This window comes from Pseudomonas sp. Leaf48 (assembly GCF_001421885.1).
Lineage (GTDB): Bacteria > Pseudomonadota > Gammaproteobacteria > Pseudomonadales > Pseudomonadaceae > Aquipseudomonas.
Map to the genome: position 1 here is coordinate 266,485 of NZ_LMLH01000012.1, position 21,942 is coordinate 288,426.

The 21,942-nt window shown below is 58.9% G+C and carries 21 protein-coding genes; 9 read left to right on the forward strand and 12 right to left on the reverse strand.

Annotation, left to right across the window (positions count from 1 at the left end):
• Positions 1 to 50: 50 nt before the first annotated feature.
• From ASE98_RS11340 to gcl, 8 genes are all read right to left on the reverse strand, one after another.
• Complete coding sequence (locus ASE98_RS11340) at positions 51 to 1,049, reverse strand: sulfate ABC transporter substrate-binding protein (RefSeq protein WP_060541459.1); 999 nt, start codon at positions 1,047 to 1,049, stop codon at positions 51 to 53.
• Positions 1,050 to 1,157: 108 nt separating this feature from the next.
• Positions 1,158 to 1,982: an ion transporter gene (locus ASE98_RS11345; RefSeq protein WP_060541460.1), complete on the reverse strand. Its 825-nt coding sequence runs from the start codon at positions 1,980 to 1,982 to the stop codon at positions 1,158 to 1,160.
• A gap of 21 nt (positions 1,983 to 2,003) precedes the next feature.
• Positions 2,004 to 2,918 (reverse strand): urea transporter, encoded by a 915-nt coding sequence (locus ASE98_RS11350; protein WP_060541461.1) that lies wholly within the window; start codon positions 2,916 to 2,918, stop codon positions 2,004 to 2,006.
• 147 nt (positions 2,919 to 3,065) lie between these two features.
• Positions 3,066 to 4,481: a pyruvate kinase gene (gene pyk / locus ASE98_RS11355; RefSeq protein WP_060541462.1), complete on the reverse strand. Its 1,416-nt coding sequence runs from the start codon at positions 4,479 to 4,481 to the stop codon at positions 3,066 to 3,068.
• Positions 4,471 to 5,751: a glycerate kinase type-2 family protein gene (locus ASE98_RS11360; protein WP_060541463.1), complete on the reverse strand. Its 1,281-nt coding sequence runs from the start codon at positions 5,749 to 5,751 to the stop codon at positions 4,471 to 4,473. Before ASE98_RS11360 ends, pyk begins: the two co-directional genes overlap by 11 nt.
• Positions 5,752 to 5,903: 152 nt before the next feature.
• Complete coding sequence (locus ASE98_RS11365) at positions 5,904 to 6,797, reverse strand: 2-hydroxy-3-oxopropionate reductase (protein WP_060541464.1); 894 nt, start codon at positions 6,795 to 6,797, stop codon at positions 5,904 to 5,906.
• A gap of 199 nt (positions 6,798 to 6,996) precedes the next feature.
• Positions 6,997 to 7,779 carry a hydroxypyruvate isomerase gene (gene hyi / locus ASE98_RS11370; protein ID WP_060541465.1) on the reverse strand — a complete coding sequence of 261 codons (783 nt, stop codon included), beginning with the start codon at positions 7,777 to 7,779 and terminating at the stop codon, positions 6,997 to 6,999.
• Positions 7,780 to 7,957: 178 nt separating this feature from the next.
• Positions 7,958 to 9,733 carry a glyoxylate carboligase gene (gcl, locus tag ASE98_RS11375; RefSeq protein ID WP_060541466.1) on the reverse strand — a complete coding sequence of 592 codons (1,776 nt, stop codon included), beginning with the start codon at positions 9,731 to 9,733 and terminating at the stop codon, positions 7,958 to 7,960.
• A 267-nt stretch (positions 9,734 to 10,000) separates the two neighbouring features.
• On the opposite strand from gcl, the gene ASE98_RS11380 reads away from it, so the two are divergent.
• Positions 10,001 to 10,441, forward strand: a complete 441-nt coding sequence (locus ASE98_RS11380) for a GlcG/HbpS family heme-binding protein (protein ID WP_060541467.1) — start codon at positions 10,001 to 10,003, stop codon at positions 10,439 to 10,441.
• Positions 10,442 to 10,656: 215 nt separating this feature from the next.
• The gene (locus ASE98_RS11385; RefSeq protein ID WP_060541592.1) at positions 10,657 to 11,115 is read left to right on the forward strand and encodes an REP-associated tyrosine transposase; all 459 of its coding nucleotides are present in this window, start codon (positions 10,657 to 10,659) and stop codon (positions 11,113 to 11,115) included.
• 113 nt (positions 11,116 to 11,228) lie between these two features.
• On the opposite strand, the gene ASE98_RS11390 is transcribed toward ASE98_RS11385, so the two are convergent.
• Positions 11,229 to 11,834, reverse strand: a complete 606-nt coding sequence (locus ASE98_RS11390; protein WP_060541468.1) for a TetR/AcrR family transcriptional regulator — start codon at positions 11,832 to 11,834, stop codon at positions 11,229 to 11,231.
• A gap of 134 nt (positions 11,835 to 11,968) precedes the next feature.
• On the opposite strand from ASE98_RS11390, the gene ASE98_RS11395 reads away from it, so the two are divergent.
• Positions 11,969 to 12,883: a DUF808 domain-containing protein gene (locus ASE98_RS11395; protein ID WP_060541469.1), complete on the forward strand. Its 915-nt coding sequence runs from the start codon at positions 11,969 to 11,971 to the stop codon at positions 12,881 to 12,883.
• Between the two features lie 157 nt (positions 12,884 to 13,040).
• Here ASE98_RS11395 and ASE98_RS11400 read toward each other — a convergent pair whose 3' ends face one another.
• Together ASE98_RS11400 and ASE98_RS11405 are read right to left on the reverse strand one after the other, a co-directional pair.
• Positions 13,041 to 13,829 (reverse strand): MlaA family lipoprotein, encoded by a 789-nt coding sequence (locus tag ASE98_RS11400; RefSeq protein WP_060541470.1) that lies wholly within the window; start codon positions 13,827 to 13,829, stop codon positions 13,041 to 13,043.
• Complete coding sequence (locus ASE98_RS11405) at positions 13,822 to 15,120, reverse strand: serine/threonine protein kinase (protein WP_060541471.1); 1,299 nt, start codon at positions 15,118 to 15,120, stop codon at positions 13,822 to 13,824. The genes ASE98_RS11400 and ASE98_RS11405 overlap by 8 nt, the downstream gene beginning before the upstream one ends.
• A 225-nt stretch (positions 15,121 to 15,345) precedes the next feature.
• Between ASE98_RS11405 and ASE98_RS11410 the strand changes: the two genes are divergently transcribed.
• A complete protein-coding gene (locus ASE98_RS11410; protein ID WP_060541472.1) occupies positions 15,346 to 15,714 on the forward strand; it encodes a hypothetical protein in 369 nt (122 codons plus the stop codon).
• 145 nt (positions 15,715 to 15,859) lie between these two features.
• Positions 15,860 to 16,915, forward strand: coding sequence for an RHS repeat-associated core domain-containing protein (locus ASE98_RS11415; protein WP_060541473.1), 1,056 nt, complete (start codon positions 15,860 to 15,862; stop codon positions 16,913 to 16,915).
• A gap of 126 nt (positions 16,916 to 17,041) precedes the next feature.
• On the opposite strand, the gene gltA is transcribed toward ASE98_RS11415, so the two are convergent.
• Entirely contained in the window at positions 17,042 to 18,331 is a 1,290-nt protein-coding gene (gltA, locus tag ASE98_RS11420; protein WP_053156800.1) for a citrate synthase, read from the reverse strand.
• A 364-nt stretch (positions 18,332 to 18,695) separates the two neighbouring features.
• On the opposite strand from gltA, the gene sdhC reads away from it, so the two are divergent.
• The 4 genes from sdhC to ASE98_RS11440 are packed head-to-tail and all read left to right on the forward strand — an operon-like array spanning position 18,696 to position 21,924.
• On the forward strand, positions 18,696 to 19,070 hold the full coding sequence (sdhC, locus tag ASE98_RS11425; RefSeq protein WP_016773673.1) for a succinate dehydrogenase, cytochrome b556 subunit: 375 nt from the start codon (positions 18,696 to 18,698) through the stop codon (positions 19,068 to 19,070).
• Positions 19,064 to 19,432: a succinate dehydrogenase, hydrophobic membrane anchor protein gene (gene sdhD / locus ASE98_RS11430; protein ID WP_034146346.1), complete on the forward strand. Its 369-nt coding sequence runs from the start codon at positions 19,064 to 19,066 to the stop codon at positions 19,430 to 19,432. The genes sdhC and sdhD overlap by 7 nt, the downstream gene beginning before the upstream one ends.
• Before the next feature lie 3 nt (positions 19,433 to 19,435).
• On the forward strand, positions 19,436 to 21,208 hold the full coding sequence (gene sdhA, locus ASE98_RS11435; RefSeq protein WP_060541474.1) for a succinate dehydrogenase flavoprotein subunit: 1,773 nt from the start codon (positions 19,436 to 19,438) through the stop codon (positions 21,206 to 21,208).
• Positions 21,209 to 21,219: 11 nt separating this feature from the next.
• Positions 21,220 to 21,924 (forward strand): succinate dehydrogenase iron-sulfur subunit, encoded by a 705-nt coding sequence (locus ASE98_RS11440; RefSeq protein WP_060541475.1) that lies wholly within the window; start codon positions 21,220 to 21,222, stop codon positions 21,922 to 21,924.
• Positions 21,925 to 21,942 lie beyond the last annotated feature (18 nt).

Here is a 21,942-nt window from a genome sequence, read left to right on the forward strand (position 1 = left end):
CATAAAAAAGGCGACCTTCGCAGGTCGCCTTTGGCATTGCCACTCAGCGTTTACTGGCCGGTGTAAATCTGGTCGAAAACGCCACCATCATTGAAGTGGGTCTTCTGCACGGTACGCCAGTCGCCGAAGGTTTTTTCCACCGAGAGGAAGTCGACTTTCGGGAAACGATCGGTGTACTTGGCCAACACGGCCGGGTCGCGGGGACGCAGGTAGTTGGCGGCCGCGATTTCCTGACCTTCAGGCGACCACAGGTACTTCAGGTATTCCTCGGCGGCGGCACGGGTACCTTTCTTGTCGACGGTTTTGTCGACCACCGACACCGGTGGCTCGGCTTCGGCGGAGACGCTTGGGTAGATGACTTCGAACTGCTCGCGACCGAACTCGCGGGCAATCATCTCGGCTTCGTTTTCGAAGGTCACCAGCACGTCGCCGATCTGGTTGGTCATGAAGGTGGTGGTGGCTGCACGGCCACCGGTATCGAGCACTGGTGCTTGCTTGAACAGTTTGCCGACAAACTCTTTTGCCTTGTTCTCGTCACCGCCGTTTTTCAGCACGTAACCCCAAGCCGAGAGGTAGGTATAGCGGCCGTTGCCGGAGGTTTTCGGGTTCGGAACGATGACCTGTACGCCATCCTTGAGCAGGTCTGGCCAGTCTTTGAGGGCTTTCGGGTTGCCTTTGCGGACGATGAACACCGTGGCCGAGGTGAATGGCGCGCTGTTGTTCGGCAGGCGGGTCACCCAGTTGTCCGGGACCAGCTTGCCGTTGTCCGCCAGGGCGTTGATGTCGGTGGCCATGTTCATGGTGATGACGTCAGCCGGCAGGCCGTCGATCACCGAGCGCGCCTGTTTGCTGGAGCCGCCGAAGGACATCTGCAGGGTGATGTTTTCGTTGTGTTCAGCTTGCCAGTGCTTCTGGAACGCAGTGTTGTAGTCCTTGTAGAAATCTCGCATCACGTCGTAGGAAACGTTGAGCAGGGTCGGTGCGGCGTGGGCCATATTGCCCAAGGCCAGGCCAGCGGCGAGAAGTGAGGCGCCAAAGAGTTTTTTCACTGCGCATTCCTTGTTCTACAGGGGTGTTGTTGAAATAGGGGTGATTGCGTTTTGCCAGCGACTATAGCCGTGCTTTCATAGTCCTTTAAAGATTAAAAAGTACTTTGCTTATTCCATTTTCTTGAACAGCGCATTACCACAACGTGAACAGAACGCTGCGCCGTGTTCGTGGCTGTTTTTGCGGCACACCGGGCAGTCGTGTTGCAGTTGTTCGCCGCGCATGGCGTTGGCCAGCTCTGCGGTGAAAATCCCTGTTGGCACGGCGATGATCGAGTAACCGGTGATCATCACCAGTGACGAAATCACCTGGCCCAGAGGCGTCTTTGGCACTATGTCGCCGAAGCCCACGGTGGTCAGCGTAACGATAGCCCAGTAGATGCCTTTGGGAATACTGGTGAAGCCATGTTCCGGGCCTTCGATCACGTACATCAAGGTGCCGAACACCGTCACCAGAGTGCAGACGCTGACCAGAAACACCACGATCTTCTGCTTGCTGCCGCGCAGCGCCGACATCAGGTAGTTGGCTTGTTTCAGGTAGGGGCTCAGCTTGAGCACGCGGAAAATCCGCAGCATGCGGATGATCCGGATGATCAACAGGTACTGCGCATCGGCGTAATACAGCGCAAGTATCCCGGGCACGATCGCCAGCAAATCCACCAGGCCGTAAAAGCTGAAGGCGTAGCGCAGGGGCTTGGGCGAGCAGTACAGGCGCAGGATGTACTCGCCCAGGAAGATAACGGTGAAGCCCCACTCGATGTACGCCAGCACATCGGCGTAGTCACGGTGAATGCTGTCGATGCTGTCGAGCATCACGATCACCAGGCTGGCGAGGATGATCAACAGCAAAATGCCGTCGAAGCGCCGACCAGCCTTGGTGTCGCTCTGGAAAATCATGACGTAAAGGTCTTCACGCCAGTTTTTGCTGCTGTCCATGGAGAACGCCTGAACCGGGAATCAACGCAGCCTAGGTTGATTCTCCCCGGGAGTGCAAGGTGCACTGGCATCCGTGGCTTTGCCGAGCACTTGAACAACCGTACGCAGCAGCCAGCAGGCGAGGATGAACGGCGCGGTCAGCGTGGGCAGGCCAATAGCGGCAAACATTGGCGTCAGCAGCAGCGCCGCTGCAATGCCGATCAGTGGTAGCCACGGCTGCTGGCGCTGCGCGCTGAAGGCGAGGGCAGCGAGCACCGCGTTATAACCACCAAGGCCGAGCAGGGCGGTGTAGAAGTCGTGGTGCAGCAGGCTCCAGCCCATGCCCGCGACAGATGCCAACAACGCCCAGCAGAATGCGCGACGGTCAGCGATCAGCAAGCCGGCGGCAATCAACGCTCCGGCCAGCGGATGACCGAGGAACATCACCTGGCCGAGGCCTTTGAGTGGTGCGGCGAGCATGTTCAGTGCGGTGACTTCGATCAGATGCGCCTGGGTCGACGGCGTGGCGAAACCCAGCAGTAACCAGCCCAGGCCCACGAAGGGCGCGGTGTAGGCGGGCAGGTATCGGCTGATCCGGGAGCGCTTGAGCCACTGTTGGGTGAGCATCGCGCTCAAGCCGCCGCAGGCGATGATCATCAGCGGCAGCATGGCCGACCAGGGGAAGTACAGGCTCAGCAGCAGGCCGAGCAATACGCCGTTATAGCTGAACAGGCCGGCCTGGCGGTCAGCCTTTTCATAGCCGCGACGCTGTGCGGTGAGCAGCCCGGCGACGCCACCGAGCAATGCGCCGCCAAGCAGGGCTGGCGCCGTGAAAAGTACTGCCAAAAGGCACAGCAAACCAAACAGTGGGTGGCGCTGCAGGAAGATCTGGCTAAAGCCGTTGAGCAGGGCCGTGGCCCAGTCGGGACAGTGGGTGTTGAAGTGATTGGCAGGCATGGCAAGTCTGAAAGTCAGTGAAACCGGGTTTGCTGCATCGCCAGCAGGCTGGCTCCCACACTGAATCTTTGTTCAGTCTTGATTGTGTGATCGACACAAAACCAATGTGGCAGCCAGCCTGCTGGCGATGAGGCCGGTATGGGCGCTCTAGATCAACGTCTCGATGCGCAATGAGTTAGTCGACCCCGGCTGTCCAAACGGCACACCGGCGGTAATCAATAATGTATCGCCACGCTGCGCCATGCCCTGGGCCTGGGCAATCTCCAGGGCCGTCGAACACACTTCATCCACCTGGCGCAGCCGATCATTGACCACCGAGTGCACGCCCCAGGCCACGGTCAGGCGGCGAGCGGTCTGCTGGTTGGGTGTCAGGTTGAGGATCGGCACCGTCGGCCGTTCCCGTGCCGCGCGCAGGCTCGAAGCGCCGGACTCGCTGTAGTTGACCAGCACCGCTACCGGCAGCACGTTACTGATGCGGCGAATCGCACAGCTGATGGCATCGGAAAGGGTCGCCTCGGCTTTCGGTCGGCTGACATCCAGTTGGGTCTGATAGTCCGGGCCGTTCTCCACCTGGCGGATGATCTTGCTCATCATCTGCACGGCCTCGAGCGGGTATTCACCGGACGCGGTTTCCGCCGACAGCATGACCGCATCGGCGCCTTCGGCCACGGCATTGGCGACATCGGTCACTTCGGCACGGGTGGGGGCCGGCGAGAACCGCATCGACTCCAGCATCTGCGTCGCCACCACCACCGGTTTACCGAGTTGGCGGCAAGTGCTGATGATGTTCTTCTGGATCTGCGGCACGCTTTCGGCCGGCACTTCCACGCCCAGGTCACCCCGGGCGACCATGATCGCATCGCTCAGTTCGGCGATTTCCCGCAGTTGGTTGACCGCCGACGGTTTTTCGATCTTGGCCATCAAAAACGCTTTGTCGCCGATCAGCGCACGGGCTTCGCGGATATCCTCCGGGCGCTGCACAAAGGACAGCGCCACCCAGTCCACACCGAGTTCCAGACCGAAGCTCAGGTCGCGACGATCCTTGGCCGTCAGCGGGCTGAGGTCGAGCACCGCTTGCGGCACGTTCACGCCTTTGCGGTCCGACAGTTCGCCGCCGTTGAGAACGGTGGTGTCGATCGCGTCGGCGTATTTGCTCACGACCCGCAGGCGTAGTTTGCCGTCGTCCAGAAGCAGGTCCATGCCCGGCTCCAGCGCGGCGATGATTTCCGGGTGCGGCAGGTTCACCCTGCGCTCATCCCCCGGCGTGGCATCGAGGTCCAGGCGCAGGGCCTGGCCGCGCACCAGTTGGACCTTGCCTTCGGCGAACTTGCCGACCCGCAGTTTCGGGCCCTGCAGGTCCATCAGAATGCCCAGCGGATAATTGAGCTGGCGCTCGACTTCACGAATCCACTGATAGCGCTGGGCGTGATCGGCGTGATCGCCATGGCTGAAGTTCAGGCGAAAAATATTGACCCCGGCCTCGACCAGCTCGCGGATATCGTCGATGCCTAATGTGGCGGGGCCGAGGGTGGCGAGGATTTTGACCTTTTTATCAGGCGTCATGTTTAGGGTTCTCGAGAATCAGGATGGCACGGAAGTCGTTGACGTTGGTGCGGGTCGGCTCGGTGACGATCAGTGCGTCCAGCGCCTCGAAGTAGCCATAGCCGTTGTTGTTGTCGAGCTCGTCGCTGGCGCTCAAACCGAGGGATTCGGCGCGGGCGTAGCTGTCCGGGGTCATGATCGCGCCGGCGTTGTCTTCGGAGCCGTCGATGCCATCGGTGTCACCGGCCAGGGCGTAGACGCCGGGCAAGCCTTTGAGGCTGTCGGTCAGGCTCAGCAGGAACTCGGCGTTACGCCCGCCACGGCCGTTGCCGCGTACGGTGACGGTGGTTTCACCACCGGAGAGAATCACGCAGGGGGCGGCCAATGGTTGACCGTGCAGGACGATCTGTCGGGCGATGCCGGCGTGGACTTTCGCCACTTCGCGCGATTCGCCTTCCAGGTCACCGAGGATCAACGGGCTGAAGCCGGCCTGGCGGCACTTCACCGCAGCGGCTTCGAGGGATTGCTGGGGGCGTGCGATCAGCTGGAAATGGCTGCGCGCCAGGCTCGGGTCGCCGGGCTTGACGGTTTCCGATTCCGGGCTTTGCAACCAGTTGCGCACCGAGACTGGCACTTCAATGTTGTAGCGTTTGAGGATCGCCAGGGCTTCGTCCGAGGTGCTCGGATCGGCCACCGTAGGGCCGGAGGCGATGACCGTGGCAAGGTCGCCCGGCACGTCGGAAATCGCGTAGGTGTAAACGGTTGCCGGCCAGCAGGCTTTGCCCAGGCGGCCGCCCTTGATCGCCGAGAGGTGCTTGCGCACGCAGTTCATCTCGCCAATGGTCGCGCCGGATTTGAGCAGGGCTTTGTTGATCGCTTGCTTGTCGGCCAGGGTAATGCCGGCAGCAGGGAGGGCCAGCAACGCCGAACCACCACCGGACAACAGGAAGATCACCCGGTCGTCTTCGCTGAGGTCACTGACCAGCGCCAGCACGCGCTTGGCTACCGCCAGGCCGGCGGCATCGGGAACCGGATGCGCGGCTTCGACCACTTCGATTTTTTCGCAGCAAGCGCCGTGACCGTAGCGGGTGACTACCAGCCCTGTGACTTCGCCCTGCCAGCAGCGCTCGACCACCTGGGCCATGGCGGCCGCGGCCTTGCCGGCACCGATGACGATCACGCGACCACTGCGGTCCTTGGGCAGATGAGCTTCGAGGACATGTTGCGGATGCGCCGCGTCGATGGCTGTAGCGAACAGTTCGCGTAGCAATTGTTGTGGTTCGACCGACATGGCGGGCTCCCGGAATTCTTGTTATTGGAAGGGCACTCGATCCAGTATGGGAGCGGGCTTGCTCGCGAAGGCGGGGTATCAGTCAGCATTGATATCGACTGACACTCCCTCTTCGCGAGCAAGCCCGCTCCCACATTGGGGGGCGGCAGGGCTTACTTCTTGTCGCGAATCGAGAAGTTCGCCATGTGCTCCAGGCCTTTGATCAGCGCCGAGTGGTCCCAGTTGCTGCCACCGATGGCCGCGCAGGTGCTGAACACTTGCTGGGCGTTGGCGGTGTTCGGCAGGTTGATATTCAGCTCCTTGGCGCCTTGCAGGGCCAGGTTCAGGTCCTTCTGGTGCAGGCTGATGCGGAAGCCTGGATCGAAGGTGCCCTTGATCATGCGCTCGCCGTGTACTTCAAGGATCTTCGACGAAGCGAACCCGCCCATCAGTGCTTCACGCACCTTGGCTGGATCGGCACCGTTTTTCGAAGCGAACAGCAGGGCTTCGGCCACGGCCTGGATGTTCAGGGCGACGATGATCTGGTTCGCGACTTTCGCGGTTTGACCGTCGCCGTTGCCACCGACCAGGGTGATGTTCTTGCCCATGGCCTGGAACAGTGGCAGGGCGCGTTCGAAGGCGTCGGCATCGCCACCGACCATGATGCTCAGGGTCGCGGCCTTGGCGCCGACTTCACCGCCGGATACCGGGGCGTCGAGGTATTGCGCGCCTTTTTCGTTGATCTTCGCGGCGAAGGCCTTGGTGGCGGTCGGCGAGATCGAGCTCATGTCGATCACCACCTTGCCTTTGCCAACGCCGGCAGCGATGCCGTCTGCGCGAAACAGCACGTCATCGACCTGCGGGGTATCCGGGACCATGACGATGATGAATTCGGCTTCCTGGGCGACTTCTTTCGGGTTCGCCAGGGCAATGGCGCCAGCGGCGACCAGGTCTGCCGGGGCAGCGTCGTGGTGTGCCGACAGGAACAGGCTGTGACCGGCTTTCTGCAGGTTCGCCGCCATTGGGTGGCCCATGATGCCGGTGCCGATAAATCCGATTTTAGCCATGAGAAAATCCTCTTGTTTTTGTGTAGCTCCTGGCACTTGGCCGGTGAGCTCTTTGTGGCGAGGGGGCTTGCCCCCGTTGGGTCGCGAAGCGGCCCCAATGTATTTACGCAGTCAGTCAGATAGAACGCATTTGCTGGTTATACGACTGCTTCGCGGTCGAACGGGGGCAAGCCCCTCGCCACAAAAGCGCTTCTGACAATCAGATTGCGTTATGGGTTTTCAGCCAGCCCAGGCCCGCTTCCGTAGTCGTCAGCGGCTTGTATTCGCAGCCGACCCAACCCTGGTACCCGATGCGGTCCAGGTGTTCGAACAGGAAGCGGTAGTTGATTTCTCCGGTGCCAGGTTCGTTGCGCCCCGGGTTGTCTGCGAGCTGCACATGGTTGATCTCGCCCAGGTGCGATTGCAGGGTGCGAGCCAGGTCGCCTTCCATGATTTGCATGTGATAGATGTCGTATTGCAGGAACAGATTGGCGCTGCCGACCTGCTCGCGAATCGACAGGGCTTGGGCCGTGTTGTTCAGGTAGAAGCCTGGAATGTCACGGGTGTTGATCGCTTCCATCACCAGTTTGATACCTGCTGCTTGCAGCTTGTCGGCTGCGTACTTGAGGTTGGCGACGAAGGTATTTTCCACGGTGGCATCGTCAACGCCTTGTGGGCGGATGCCGGCCAGGCAGTTGACCTGGGTATTGCCCAGCACTTGCGCGTAGGCGATCGCCAGATCGACACCGGCGCGGAATTCTTCAACCCGATCCGGCAGGCACGCGATACCGCGCTCGCCCTTGGCCCAGTCACCGGCCGGCAGGTTGAACAACACTTGGGTCAGGCCGTTGGCGTCGAGCTGGGCCTTGATTTCGGCGGAGCTGAAGTCGTAAGGGAACAGGTATTCGACACCACTGAAGCCGGCCTTGGCGGCCGCTTCGAAACGGGCGAGGAAATCCTGTTCTGTGAACAGCATGGACAGGTTGGCTGCGAAACGCGGCATGATGGTCTCCTGAAACAGATTTGATACGGGTAGGTCTGACTAAACGCAATCAGTCCCCTCTCCCTGGGGAGAGGGTTAGGGTGAGGGGGAATCTTGAGTCTGATCCCGATCCTGCGAACACCGCAAAACCTTTCCCTCACCCCAGCCCTCTCCCGGAGGGAGAGGGAGCCAGATCGAGTCAATCAAGCATCGAAATCGCAGTCGGTGCGTCGTTGCCGACCAGCGCCAGGTCTTCGAATTCGTTGACGGCGTTGATCTCGGTACCCATGGAAATGTTGGTCACACGCTCCAGAATAATCTCGACGATCACCGGCACCTTGAACTCTTCGATCAGCTCCTGGGCCCTGCGCAGTGCCGGCTGGATCTGGGCCGGTTCGAACACACGCAGTGCCTTGCAACCGAGGCCCTCGGCAACCGCGACGTGGTCGACACCGTAACCGTTGAGTTCCGGCGCGTTCAGGTTATCGAAGGACAACTGCACGCAGTAGTCCATGTCGAAACCGCGCTGCGACTGACGGATCAGCCCCAGGTACGAGTTGTTTACCACAACATGAATGTAGGGCAGCTTGAATTGCGCGCCCACCGCCAGTTCTTCGATCATGAACTGGAAATCATAGTCGCCCGACAGCGCGACAACCTTGCGGTTCGGGTCAGCCTTGACCACACCCAGCGCTGCCGGAATGGTCCAGCCCAGGGGACCGGCCTGGCCGCAGTTGATCCAGTGACGCGGCTTGTAGACGTGCAGGAACTGCGCGCCGGCAATCTGCGACAGACCGATGGTGCTGACGTAGCAAGTGTCTTTGCCAAACACCTGGTTCATCTCTTCGTAAACGCGCTGCGGTTTGACCGGTACGTTGTCGAAGTGGGTCTTGCGCTGCAGGCTGGCTTTGCGCTGCTGGCAGTCTTGCAGCCAGGCGCTGCGGTTTTTCAGCTTGCCGGCGGCTTGCCATTCGCGAGCGACTTCGATGAACACGGTCAGCGCGGCAGCGGCGTCGGAGACGATGCCCAGGTCCGGAGTGAATACACGGCCGATCTGGGTGCCTTCAATGTCGACGTGAATGAACTTGCGGCCTTCGGTGTACACGTCTACCGAGCCCGTGTGGCGGTTGGCCCAACGGTTACCGATACCCAGCACCACGTCGGACTTGAGCATGGTTGCGTTGCCGTAGCGGTGCGAAGTCTGCAGGCCGACCATGCCAACCATTAGCGGGTGATCGTCCGGGATGGTGCCCCAGCCCATCAGGGTCGGGATGACCGGAATACCGGTCAGCTCGGCGAACTCCACCAGCAACTCACTGGCGTCGGCATTGATGATGCCACCACCCGCTACCAGCAATGGACGCTCAGCCTGATCGAGCAGGGCCAAAGCTTTCTCGATCTGAACGCGGCTGGCGGTTGGCTTGGCCAGCGGCAATGGCTGGTAAGCGTCAATGTCGAATTCGATCTCGGCCATCTGCACGTCGAACGGCAGGTCGATCAGCACCGGGCCTGGACGGCCAGAGCGCATTTCATAGAAGGCTTTCTGGAACGCGTAAGGCACCTGGCCAGGTTCCAGAACGGTGGTTGCCCACTTGGTGACTGGCTTGACGATGCTGGTGATATCGACAGCCTGGAAATCTTCCTTGTGCATACGGGCGCGGGGTGCTTGCCCGGTAATGCAGAGGATCGGGATCGAGTCGGCCGAGGCGCTGTAGAGCCCGGTGACCATGTCGGTGCCGGCCGGGCCGGAAGTACCGATGCACACGCCGATGTTGCCGGCCTTGGTGCGGGTGTAACCCTCGGCCATGTGCGACGCGCCTTCAACGTGGCGAGCGAGGACGTGATCGATGCCACCGACCTTTTGCAGGGCGGAGTACAGCGGGTTGATGGCGGCACCCGGGATGCCAAAAGCGGTATCAACCCCTTCACGGCGCATCACCAGAACGGCGGCTTCGATTGCTCTCATTTTGCTCATGGTTTTGTGCCTCTTACGTTTTGTAATTGTATACAAGTGGCTTTGCGCAGAGTGTATTCACGGCGGACGGCGCAGGTCAATCCATTTTCTCAAGCGCTCGTTTCATTTGTCTGAAGCCCAATCTACTGTGGCTTTTCGTCGCATGTGGCGCTTTTCGAGAATTATTGTATACAAAAAAATAACTCATTGTGTTCTATTTGTTGCATCTGGCTGCGGCACAAACGCGCAGCCCACTGGCTTTCCGAAAAACAAAATGAGGACGGCACCATGAGCGCTTTAACCTTGAAAGTTGCAGTCAACCTGGTCAATGAGGCCATCTCTGCAGGGCGGGCCATTTCAGCGGCACCCCTGACCATCGCGGTGCTCGATGCCGGTGGGCACTTGGTCACCCTGCAACGCGAAGACGGCGCAAGCCTGCTGCGCCCGCACGTCGCCATCGGCAAAGCCTGGGGGGCCATCGCATTAGGCAAAGGCTCGCGCCTGCTGGCGCTGGATGCGCAGCAACGCCCGGCGTTTATTGCCGCGCTGAACAGCCTGGGGCAGGGCAGCGTTGTACCGGCACCGGGTGGTGTGCTGATTCGCGACCAGGCCGGGAGTGTGCTGGGAGCGGTGGGGATCAGCGGGGATTTGTCGGATGTTGATGAGCAGTGTGCGATCACTGCGATCGAGGCGTTGGGGTTGAGGGCGGATGCGGGGGTTGCGGCTTGATTGATGGGTGACTGATTTGCAGCCTTCGCGAGCAAGCCCGCTCCCACATGGGATCGTCGGTGGACGAAAATTCTGTTAACACCACAAGTCCCCTGTGGGAGTGGGCTTGCTCGCGAAGACAATCTCCCAGTCACATCCAGCTAAAAGTCTGCCCTGCAACTCTGAGTGCGCTGATCTAGCCTTCCCATGATTTCAACATGGGAGAGGGCAAGGGAATGCCTGAATTGTCAGCGTCGCATCGTCTACGTATCGGCCGCTATGCCGAACAAAACCGCATCTACCTTCTGACTGCCAATACTTTGAAACGGGAACCTGTCTTCAGGGATTACACCCTTGGCAGGCTGGTCGTTCAGCAATTCAAGCAAGCACAGGACGATGGCTTCGCCGATTCATTGGCCTGGGTGGTCATGCCCGATCATTTTCATTGGTTGATTCAATTGAACAAGGGCTCATTGGGGCAACTGATGTGCCAGGCGAAATCCTTGAGTACCCGAGCAATCAATGCGGCAACCGGCAGAGCAGGTAGCCTCTGGCAACAGGGATTTCATGATCATGCGCTTCGCAAGGAAGAGGATCTGGTCAAACTTGCTCGCTACGTAGTGGCCAATCCGCTGAGGGCGGGATTAGTCGAAAAGCTTGGCGACTATCCGTTGTGGGATGCGATCTGGGTTTGACCGGGGACCGAGTTGCCCCATTCGCGAGCAAGCCCGCTCCCACATTTGATCTGCGTCAAACACAAACCCAATTTGGGAGTGGGCTTGCTGGCGAATGGCCGCGCCGCGGTGCATCAGTCCGGCTCGCACCCCTTGAGCACCAACCGGATGATCGTCTGCGCGGCCGCCTCGTAATCCTCTTCATCCAGCCGGGCCTTGCCGGTGATGGCGCTGATCTGCCAATCGAAGTCGGCGTAGGTCTGGGTCGCAGCCCAGATGCTGAACATCAGGTGGTTGGGGTCGATCGGGGCGATCTGGCCGCGGTCGATCCAGGTCTGGATGCAGTCGATGTTGTGTCTGGCCTGGCCATTCAGTTGCTCGACCAGGTCGGCACTCAAGTGCGGTGCACCGTGCATGATTTCACTGGCGAACACTTTGGAGGCGAAGGGCAGGTCGCGGGAAATGCGGATTTTCGAGCGGATGTAGCCGCTGAGCACTTCGCTGGGCTCACCGTCCGGATTGAACGGTGTCGAGGCCTGCAGGATTGGCACGATGATACTTTCCAGGACCTCGCGATAGAGGTTTTCCTTGGATTTGAAGTAGTAGTAGACGTTCGGCTTGGGCAATCCCGCCTTGGCGGCGATGTCGCTGGTTTTGGTCGCAGCGAAGCCTTTGTCGGCAAATTCTTCACTGGCGGCACGCAGGATCAGTTGTTTGTTGCGCTCGCGGATAGTGCTCATAAACCGGGTGATTCCTTGCCTGCTCTGGCGGTTGCGCATGGTATCACCGGCCTCGCGCAGCGCTCAAGAATGCGCCACGCGCCGTTGTGTCGCGCTATGCTGCACGGCAATCATTCAAGAAGGAAACCCGATCCATGGCTGGAAGCAGTTTGCTGGTGCTGATCGATGACATCGCCGCTGTACTGGACGATGTGGCGTTGATGACCAAAATGGCCGCCAAGAAGACCGCCGGTGTCCTCGGTGACGACCTGGCGCTCAATGCCCAGCAGGTCAGCGGCGTGCGTGCCGAGCGGGAAATCCCGGTGGTCTGGGCGGTCGCCAAGGGTTCTTTTATCAACAAACTGATCCTGGTGCCGTCGGCATTGGCCATCAGCGCGTTCGTTCCCTGGCTTGTCACTCCGTTGCTGATGGTTGGCGGCGCTTATCTGTGTTTCGAGGGTTTCGAGAAACTCGCCCACAAGTTCCTGCACAGCAAGGTTGAAGACGCAGTCGAGCATGCGCAATTGGTCGAGGCCGTGGCCGACCCTGCCACTGATCTGGTGGCGTTCGAGAAGGACAAGATCAAGGGGGCGATCCGCACCGACTTTATCCTTTCGGCGGAAATCATCGCCATCACCCTCGGTACCGTGGCTGATGCGCCGTTGACCCAGCAAGTCATCGTGCTGTCGGGTATCGCCATTGTCATGACCATCGGCGTCTATGGCCTGGTCGCCGGCATCGTCAAGCTCGATGACCTGGGCCTGTGGCTGACGCAAAAACCCGGGCGGATGGCCAAAGGCATTGGCGCCGCGATTCTGCGCGCGGCACCCTACATGATGAAAAGCCTGTCGGTGATCGGCACGGCGGCGATGTTTCTGGTGGGTGGCGGGATTCTCACTCACGGCGTGCCGGTGGTGCATCACTGGATCGAGAGTGTCAGCGCGGCGGCAGGTGGTGGAGGATTTATCGTGCCGGTGCTGCTCAATGCGGTGGCGGGGATTGTGGCGGGGGCAGTGGTGCTGGCAGGGGTGATGCTCACCAGCAAAATATGGAAAACGCTCAAAGGCTGAAGCCTGGGTCGCCCGTTTATGTACAACACATAAACAACTGTGGGAGCGGGCTTGCTCGCGAATGCGGTGTGTCAGTCAGCATTGATCTTGACTGGTACACCGCATTCGCGAGCAAGCCCGCTCCCACAGGTTCCGAGGTGTCTTGCGGTCGCCGGTATTACTCGGCGATCTGCAGCTTGCGGGCCTCGGTGTACACGTAACGCACTTTCTCGTATTCGAACGGCGAGTTCATCTGGCCATAACGGAAGCTGGTCTGGTAGCGCTTGTCGATGCCGCGCAGGATCAAGACTTCCGGATGGTTGGAGCTGACTTCGGAGACGTTGAGGAAGTTGATTGCCGACTCGGCAGTGAAATCCACTGCCAGGCCGCCTGTATCCCGCAGGTTCGAAGGACCGAAGATCGGCAGTACGAAGTAAGCGCCGCCCGGGACTCCGTAGAAGCCCAGGGTCTGACCGAAGTCTTCGCTCTGGCGTGGCAGGCCCATGGCAGTGGCCGGATCCCACAGGCCGGCGACGCCGAGGGTGGTGTTAAGCAGCAGGCGACCGGTAGTTTCCAGTGAGCGCTGGCCCTTGAGTTGCAGCATGCTGTTCAACAGGTTTGGGATATCGCCCAGGTTGTTGAAGAAGTTGCTCACCCCGGTGCGCAAGAAGCTTGGCGTAATGTAGCGATAGCCATCGACCACTGGCAGGAACACCCATTGGTCAAAGCGGTAGTTGAAGTGGTAAACACGACGGTTCCACTCCTCCAGCGGGTCGTAGACCGCCAGGGCGTTTAGCGTCGAACGCTCGAACTCGCGTTGGTCCAGGCCCGGGTTGATTTTGAGTTTGCTCAGCGGCTCTTTGAAGCCATCACTGTCAACCACCACGGGTGCGTTGGCGTTGCTGTTGTCGGCGTTGGCGACACCTGCACAGAGTAACGCTGCGATAACCAGGAGATATTTAGCCACGGAAGAACTCCAGCATGGCGTCGCTGTTGACGCGGTAGTTAAGATTGCCGCAATGGCCGCCCAGCGGATAAACAGTCAGGCGATCGCCAAAGGTCTTGCGCAGGAAGCCCAGGTCGCCCGGGCCGAGGATCACGTCATCGGCGTTGTGCATCACGGCGATTTTCGGGCTGTTTTGCAGATAATCCTTCAGTGCATACAGGCTGACCTGGTCGATCAGTTGCAGCAGGCTGCCGCCGTCGGTGCGCGCGCGCCACATCGGGATCACTTGTTCGGTGATGTAGCAATCGAAGTCGCACTGCAAGGCGCGCTTGAGGAATGGCGTGAGGCTGGTGCCCTGGGTGATCGGAAACTTCGGCGGGGTGATCAGTCCGCGACGATTGATCAGGTCCGAGGTGAAGGCAATGTCGGCCGCCGAGAAGCGGAACGAGGTGCCGATCAGCATGGCCATCTGTTCGTTGGTCAGGTGCTGCTTGGACTGCTGGAAGTCATACAACAGGGCATCGTTGAGGTCGATGTAGCCCTTTTGCTGGAAGTAGCGGGTCAGTTTTTCCAGGACCAGTTCATAGAAGGTGGTCGAGGTGTTGATGCCCTTTACTTCGGTTTGTACCAGCTTGTCGAGATTGGTGATTGAGGTATAGAGGTTGACCGGCGGGTTGAGCAGCAGGACTTTCTTGAAGTTGAAGCTGCGGCGGGTTTCGTCCAGGTGCGCGACGAAGGCCGCATCCAGTGCGCCCAGGCTGTAGCCGGTGAGGTAGTAGTCGGTGACTGGCAGTTTCGGGTTCTGTGCCCGAACGGCCTGCATCACCCGGTACATGTCTTCGGCGTCTTCCTTGGTGATGCCCGGAGTGGCAAAGCGTGACGCGGCGCTGATGAAGTCGAAGCTGGTAGGCGACGACAGTTGCACCACGTGGTAGCCGGCCTTGTAGTACAGCTTCTTCAGGTATTCGTTCAGGGTGCTGTCATAGCGTGCGCCAGTACCGGCGATCAGGAAAATCAGCGGCGCGGCCTTGTCCTGCGTGGCAATACGGTACTCGAGTTTCTTCACTGCCCAAAAGTTGTCCGGCAATTGGAACTCACGCTCAGGCCGCAGTGTAACGCTGCGCGTAGATTGATCGATGTCGTCGTCCAGCGGCAGTTCCGGACGCAAATCCGGTGGTGTCGTGGCAATGGTTGCCTCGAACGGGTTGGTCAGGGGATAGCCATAACTGGCGGCGTCGATGTCGACCGCCAGTGCGGACGCACTCAATATAAGGCCGCCAAACAGGGCGGCGAAGCGCAAGGAACGGAGCATGACTAGATCCCTTAGAAGGAAGGTGCCGATTGAATTTCGCAGGCTATGACCACCGGAGTTGCGCCAAAGTGCCAAGTATCGGCACCAAATAGGCCAGAATCCCAAGTAATAGTAGCTTGACGATACACTTTGCAGTGATTGAAAGGCCAGTAACTGTTGTTGGTACTTGCTTAACGCTTTCGGGCGATTAAGCTGACCGCCGCTTTTCGTCTATTGGAGTGCTTCATGTCCCGCCATCTGCCCGTGATTCTGCTGCTTGTTTTACTGCCTGTCTGGCTGGCCGCCAGCTATGGTGCGCGCTATGGCTTCATGGAAGATGCGCAATGGGTCGGTGTCTGTGTGGATGAGGCGAGTCGGTGGGAATGTCAGGTGCGGTCGAGCCTGGGCTTGATGATTCACTTCAAGGTGCTGGGTTGGTCGGCCGTGGTTGCAGCCGTGATCGGTTTTGTACTGCAGGGCCGGGCAGGGTGGTGGCTGGGCGTGCTGGCACTGGCGCTCGGGTTCCCGGCGCTGGCGTTGTACAACACGACATTGGCGGTATTTGCGGTGGTGATTGCGGGGTTGCGGTTGGTCAGGGGATCTCGCGCTATTTGACATTCCGGCATCGCGAGCAGGCACGCGATGGTGTCGGTACAGCCGGCAGGAATCTGTCTGCTGACTATCGGTTCTGATAGTAGACGGTTGCCACGAATGCTCCGAATCTAGTAACTCTTCCTCGGGTTACGAATTGGAGCCAGTCATGATCGTTCAGCGAGACACATTGTTATGCCGCTACCACTATGACCCATTGGATCGGGTCGCAAGTTTTGTACCGCTGAACGAGCCGGGAATTCAGCGCTATTACCGCAAAGATCGATTGGCCACGGAGCTGCAGGGGCGGGTCCGGTATTCGGTGTTTGAGCATGAGGCGCAGTTGTTGGCGCAACAGCGTCATGAAGCGGGTCGAATTGATAGCTCTTTGCTTGCTACTGATCTGCAGCGTTCGGTTTTGCATTCAGTCGCCGCCGGTCAGCGCCAGCAGTCAGTTTATTCCTCCTATGGGCATCGTTCTCCTGAAAGTGGTTTGAGCAGTCTCCTGGCGTTCAATGGCGAGCGTAGGGATCCGCTGACCGGACATTATTTGCTTGGGAATGGTTATCGCGCATTCAATCCGGTGTTGATGCGATTCAATAGTCCAGACGGTTTGAGCCCGTTTGGGAGGGGCGGGGTGAATGCGTATGCATATTGTCAGGGCGATCCGATCAATCGGGTGGACCCGACAGGTCGTTATTTCGCGCCCGCTCTTGTAACGGGATTGTCTGGTGGTGCGTTGCTACAGCGTGCCGTCAATACTACGGTTGCTGCGGTAATTAAGGTAGGCCGTGGCGTTCAAGGAGGTCTCAATGCCGTCAACAAGCTGCGTCCCTCCTACCGAGCCGCCGAGCTGACTCGCGCCAGGGATGCAGAAAGGCTTGTTGCCATTGAAGATTTCAAAAAAATCAGAGCGAATTTAACCGACACTCCACCTTTCACCACCACCCGGAACCACGCATTGGACCAGAAAGCGAAGGTCGAAAACTTTGTGGGGCCGCGGTACGTTGAAGGTGGGCCCGCTAAAGATTTCGAACAATTGCTAGAGAACTCAGCTTTGGCGGATGCCGATCTGAAAAGGGTAATTACTGAGGATAAAGCCTTGCGGCAGGCAAGGACGAAAATGGATGATGCCGTTCGGAACTGGCGGAAGGCGACGGGGTTTGGAGTGGAGGATCTCGAGCGTATTGATCAGTTGATGGGAGCTGTCCGAAAGAAGTCCTGAGTGAGCTTGATCTTAGTTGATGGATAGATAGGCGACCCAAAACTACGAAAGCGCTCAATCAAAAACGGCCCCTATATAAGTAGAGGCCGTTTTTGATAGGGCTAAGACGCTACCGCAAGACAGGTCTTACTTGCGGTCTTCCAGCTTGGTGATGTCACGCGACTCGTAGCCGGTGTACAGCTGGCGCGGGCGGCCGATCTTGTACGGGCTGGAGAGCATTTCTTTCCAGTGGGAGATCCAGCCGACGGTCCGCGCCAGGGCGAAGATTACGGTGAACATGCTGGTTGGAATGCCGATCGCCTTGAGGATGATCCCCGAGTAGAAGTCGACGTTCGGGTACAGCGAGCGTTCGATGAAGTACGGATCGGTCAGGGCGATCTCTTCCAGGCGCATGGCCAGTTCGAGTTGCGGATCGTTGTTGATCCCCAGTTCGCGCAAGACTTCGTCGCAGGTCTGCTTCATTACGGTGGCGCGCGGGTCGCGGTTCTTGTAAACGCGGTGACCGAAGCCCATCAGTTTGAACGGATCGTTCTTGTCCTTGGCCTTGGCAATGAACTTGTCGATGTTCGAAACATCGCCGATTTCATCGAGCATGGTCAGTACCGCTTCGTTGGCGCCGCCGTGGGCAGGGCCCCACAGTGCAGCGATACCAGCGGCGATACAGGCGAACGGGTTGGCGCCCGAAGAGCCGGCCAGGCGAACGGTGGAGGTCGATGCGTTCTGCTCGTGGTCGGCGTGGAGGATGAAAATCCGGTCCATGGCCTTGGCGAGTACCGGGCTGATCGGTTTGATCTCGCACGGGGTGTTGAACATCATGTGCAGGAAGTTTTCCGCGTACGACAGGTCGTTGCGCGGGTACATCATGGGTTGACCCATGGAGTACTTGTAAACCATTGCAGCCAGGGTAGGCATCTTGGCAACCAGGCGGATCGCGGAGATTTCGCGATGCTGCGGGTTATTGATGTCCAGGGAGTCGTGGTAGAACGCCGAAAGGGCGCCGACTACGCCGCACATGACGGCCATCGGGTGGGCGTCGCGACGGAAACCGTTGAAGAAAGTCTTCAGCTGCTCGTGAACCATGGTGTGGTTCTTCACGGTGCTGACGAACTGAGCCTTCTGTTCTGCGGTCGGCAGTTCGCCGTTGAGCAGCAGATAGCAGGTTTCCAGGTAGTCCGATTTTTCAGCCAGCTGTTCGATCGGGTAACCGCGGTGCAACAAAATGCCGTTGTCACCGTCAATATAGGTGATCTTCGACTCGCACGAAGCGGTCGACATGAAGCCTGGGTCGAAGGTGAAGCGGCCCGTGGCCGTCAGGCCCCGAACATCGATAACATCGGGACCAACGGTGCCGGTTAAAATGGGCAGCTCGACGGGGGCTGCGCCCTCGATGATCAACTGCGCTTTTTTGTCAGCCATGTGGCCTCCTATTTATGCTTGAAATCATCAGACAGACCCCCCACGCAGGGCCCGCACCACTATAGTGAGATAAATTTGAATGTCAATTTGCCTAAAGTCTTGCTCCAGAAGGCTTTAACCGCACTTTTTTCTCGAAATTGCCAGCCATTTACGCCTTTTATGTCAGTTGCGCAATCAGCTGTTTGGGTTAGGTGTTTGCGTTGTCATTAGTAGCCTAACTGTCTATACTCGGCCACCGACCGCCAAGGGCTTTTGGGCTTGCTTTTATTGGGGGTCGCATCCCTGGGTGGTGGTTACCTGACCAGTGCACTCCCCAACAACTTTGCCCTGATTGTTAGGGGCTCTTCAGTGTGAAAAAAAAGCCGTGAAAAGCCAACGACCTGTAAACCTAGACCTAAGGACCATCAAACTCCCAGTCACTGCTTACACGTCCATCCTTCACCGAATTTCCGGTGTCATCCTCTTCGTGTGCCTTGCCATCATGCTTTACGCATTGGACAAGTCGCTGAGCTCCGAGGAAGGCTTCGGTCAGGTGAAAGCGTGTCTGACCAGTCCGCTAGCCAAGCTAGTGATTTGGGGCATCCTGTCCGCTCTGCTGTATCACCTGGTAGCCGGTGTGCGCCATTTGATCATGGACATGGGCATCGGTGAGACGCTGGAAGGCGGCAAGCTGGGCTCGAAAATCGTTATCGCCGTTTCCGTGGTGGTAATCGTTCTGGCAGGAGTTTGGATATGGTAACTAACGTCACGAACCTGTCGCGTTCGGGCCTCTATGACTGGATGGCGCAACGTGTGTCTGCGGTCGTTCTCGCGGCTTACTTCATTTTCCTGATCGGATACGTCGTGGCCCATCCTGGCCTCGAGTACGCCCAATGGCATGAACTGTTCGCCAATAACTGGATGCGTATTTTCAGTCTCCTGGCTCTCGTTGCCCTCGGCGCTCACGCCTGGGTCGGCATGTGGACCATTGCGACCGACTACCTGACGCCAATGGCGTTCGGCAAGTCCGCGACTGCAATACGTTTCCTTTTCCAGGCAGTATGCGGCGTTGCGATGTTCGCTTACTTCGTCTGGGGTGTGCAGATTCTCTGGGGTATCTGAGTCATGGCTAACATTCCAACGATTTCTTTCGACGCCATCATTATTGGTGGTGGCGGTGCCGGCATGCGCGCTGCGCTGCAGCTGGCTCAAGGCGGCCACAAGACTGCCGTAATCACCAAGGTTTTCCCGACCCGCTCGCACACTGTGTCGGCACAGGGCGGCATCACCTGCGCAATCGCGTCCGCTGACCCGAACGATGACTGGCGCTGGCACATGTACGATACCGTCAAGGGTTCCGACTACATCGGTGACCAGGACGCTATCGAATACATGTGTCAGGAAGGCCCGGCCGCTGTATACGAGCTGGACCACATGGGTATGCCGTTCTCGCGTACCGAGCAGGGTCGTATCTACCAGCGTCCATTCGGCGGTCAGTCGAAGGATTACGGTAAAGGCGGCCAGGCTGCCCGTACTTGCGCTGCTTCCGACCGTACCGGTCACGCGCTGCTGCACACCCTTTATCAAGGCAACCTGAAAGCCGGTACCGTGTTCCTGAACGAGTACTACGCTGTTGACTTGGTAAAGAACGCCCAAGGCGACTTTGTCGGCGTTATCGCTATCTGCATCGAGACCGGCGAAACCACCTACATCCGTGCCAAGGCTACCGTTCTGGCCACCGGCGGTGCAGGTCGTATCTATGCCTCCACCACCAATGCCCTGATCAACACCGGTGACGGCGTCGGCATGGCACTGCGTGCCGGCGTGCCGGTCCAGGACATCGAAATGTGGCAGTTCCACCCGACCGGCATCGCCGGCGCCGGTGTACTGGTTACAGAAGGTTGCCGTGGTGAAGGTGGTTACCTGATCAACAAGCATGGCGAGCGTTTCATGGAGCGTTATGCTCCGAACGCCAAAGACCTGGCTGGTCGTGACGTTGTTGCCCGTTCGATGGTTAAAGAAATCATCGCTGGCAACGGCTGTGGCCCGAACGGCGACCACGTGATGCTCAAGCTCGACCACCTGGGCGAGGAAGTGCTGCACAGCCGTCTGCCAGGCATCTGCGAACTGTCGAAAACGTTTGCACACGTTGACCCGGTTGTCGCTCCGGTTCCGGTTGTTCCTACCTGCCACTATATGATGGGCGGCGTTGCCACCAACATTCATGGTCAGGCGATCACTCAGGACGCCGAAGGCGTAGACACCATCATCCCTGGCCTGTTCGCTGTAGGCGAAGTGGCTTGCGTATCGGTTCACGGCGCCAACCGTCTGGGCGGCAACTCGCTGCTCGACCTGGTGGTGTTCGGCCGTGCTGCCGGCCTGCACCTGGAAAAGGCGCTGACCGACGGCATCGAATACGACGAAGCCACCGACGCCGACATCAATGCTGCCCTGGCACGTCTGTCCGCTCTGAACGAGCGTACCGATGGCGAAGACGTGGCTACCCTGCGTCGCGAGCTGCAAAGCTGCATGCAGAACTACTTCGGTGTATTCCGTACTGGCGAATACATGCAGAAGGGTATTGCCCAGTTGGCCGACCTGCGCAAGCGCATCGCCAACGTGAAGATCAACGATAAGTCGCAGGCTTTCAACACTGCGCGTATCGAAGCTCTGGAACTGCAGAACCTGCTGGAAGTGGCTGAAGCCACCGCCATCGCTGCCGAAGTACGTAAAGAGTCCCGCGGTGCTCACGCCCGTGAAGACTTCGAAGACCGTGACGACGAAAACTGGCTGTGCCACACCCTGTACTTCCCGGGTGAGAAACGCGTTGCCAAGCGTGCCGTGAACTTCTCGCCGAAGACTGTTCCGACTTTTGAACCTAAGATTCGGACTTATTAAGGGTGACCGCCATGTTGCAAGTCAGTGTTTATCGCTACAACCCTGATCAGGACGCTGCGCCGTTCATGCAGGAATTTTCGGTCGATACCGGTGGTAAAGACTTGATGGTGCTGGACGTGCTGGCCCTGATCAAAGAGCAGGACGAGGGTTTCTCCTATCGTCGCTCTTGCCGTGAAGGCGTCTGCGGTTCGGACGGCATGAACATCAACGGCAAAAACGGCCTGGCGTGCATCACGCCGCTGTCTGCCGTCGTAAAAGGTAACAAGTTGATCGTTCGTCCTCTGCCAGGTTTGCCGGTTATCCGTGACCTGGTCGTGGATATGAGCATCTTCTACAAGCAATACGAGAAGGTTAAGCCTTACCTGCAGAACGACACGCCGGCTCCGGCCATCGAGCGTCTGCAGTCCCCTGAAGAGCGTGAAAAGCTTGACGGTCTGTACGAGTGCATCCTGTGCGCCTGCTGCTCGACTTCTTGCCCGTCCTTCTGGTGGAACCCGGACAAGTTCCTGGGCCCGGCTGCCCTGCTGCAAGCGTACCGCTTCCTGGCAGACAGCCGCGACACCAAGACGTCCGAGCGTCTGGCTTCGCTGGATGACCCGTTCAGCGTATTCCGCTGCCGCGGGATCATGAACTGCGTCAACGTATGTCCGAAAGGCCTGAACCCGACTAAGGCCATCGGTCACATCCGTAACATGTTGCTCTCGAGCGGCGTGTGATTCAGCTGTTGTAAATGT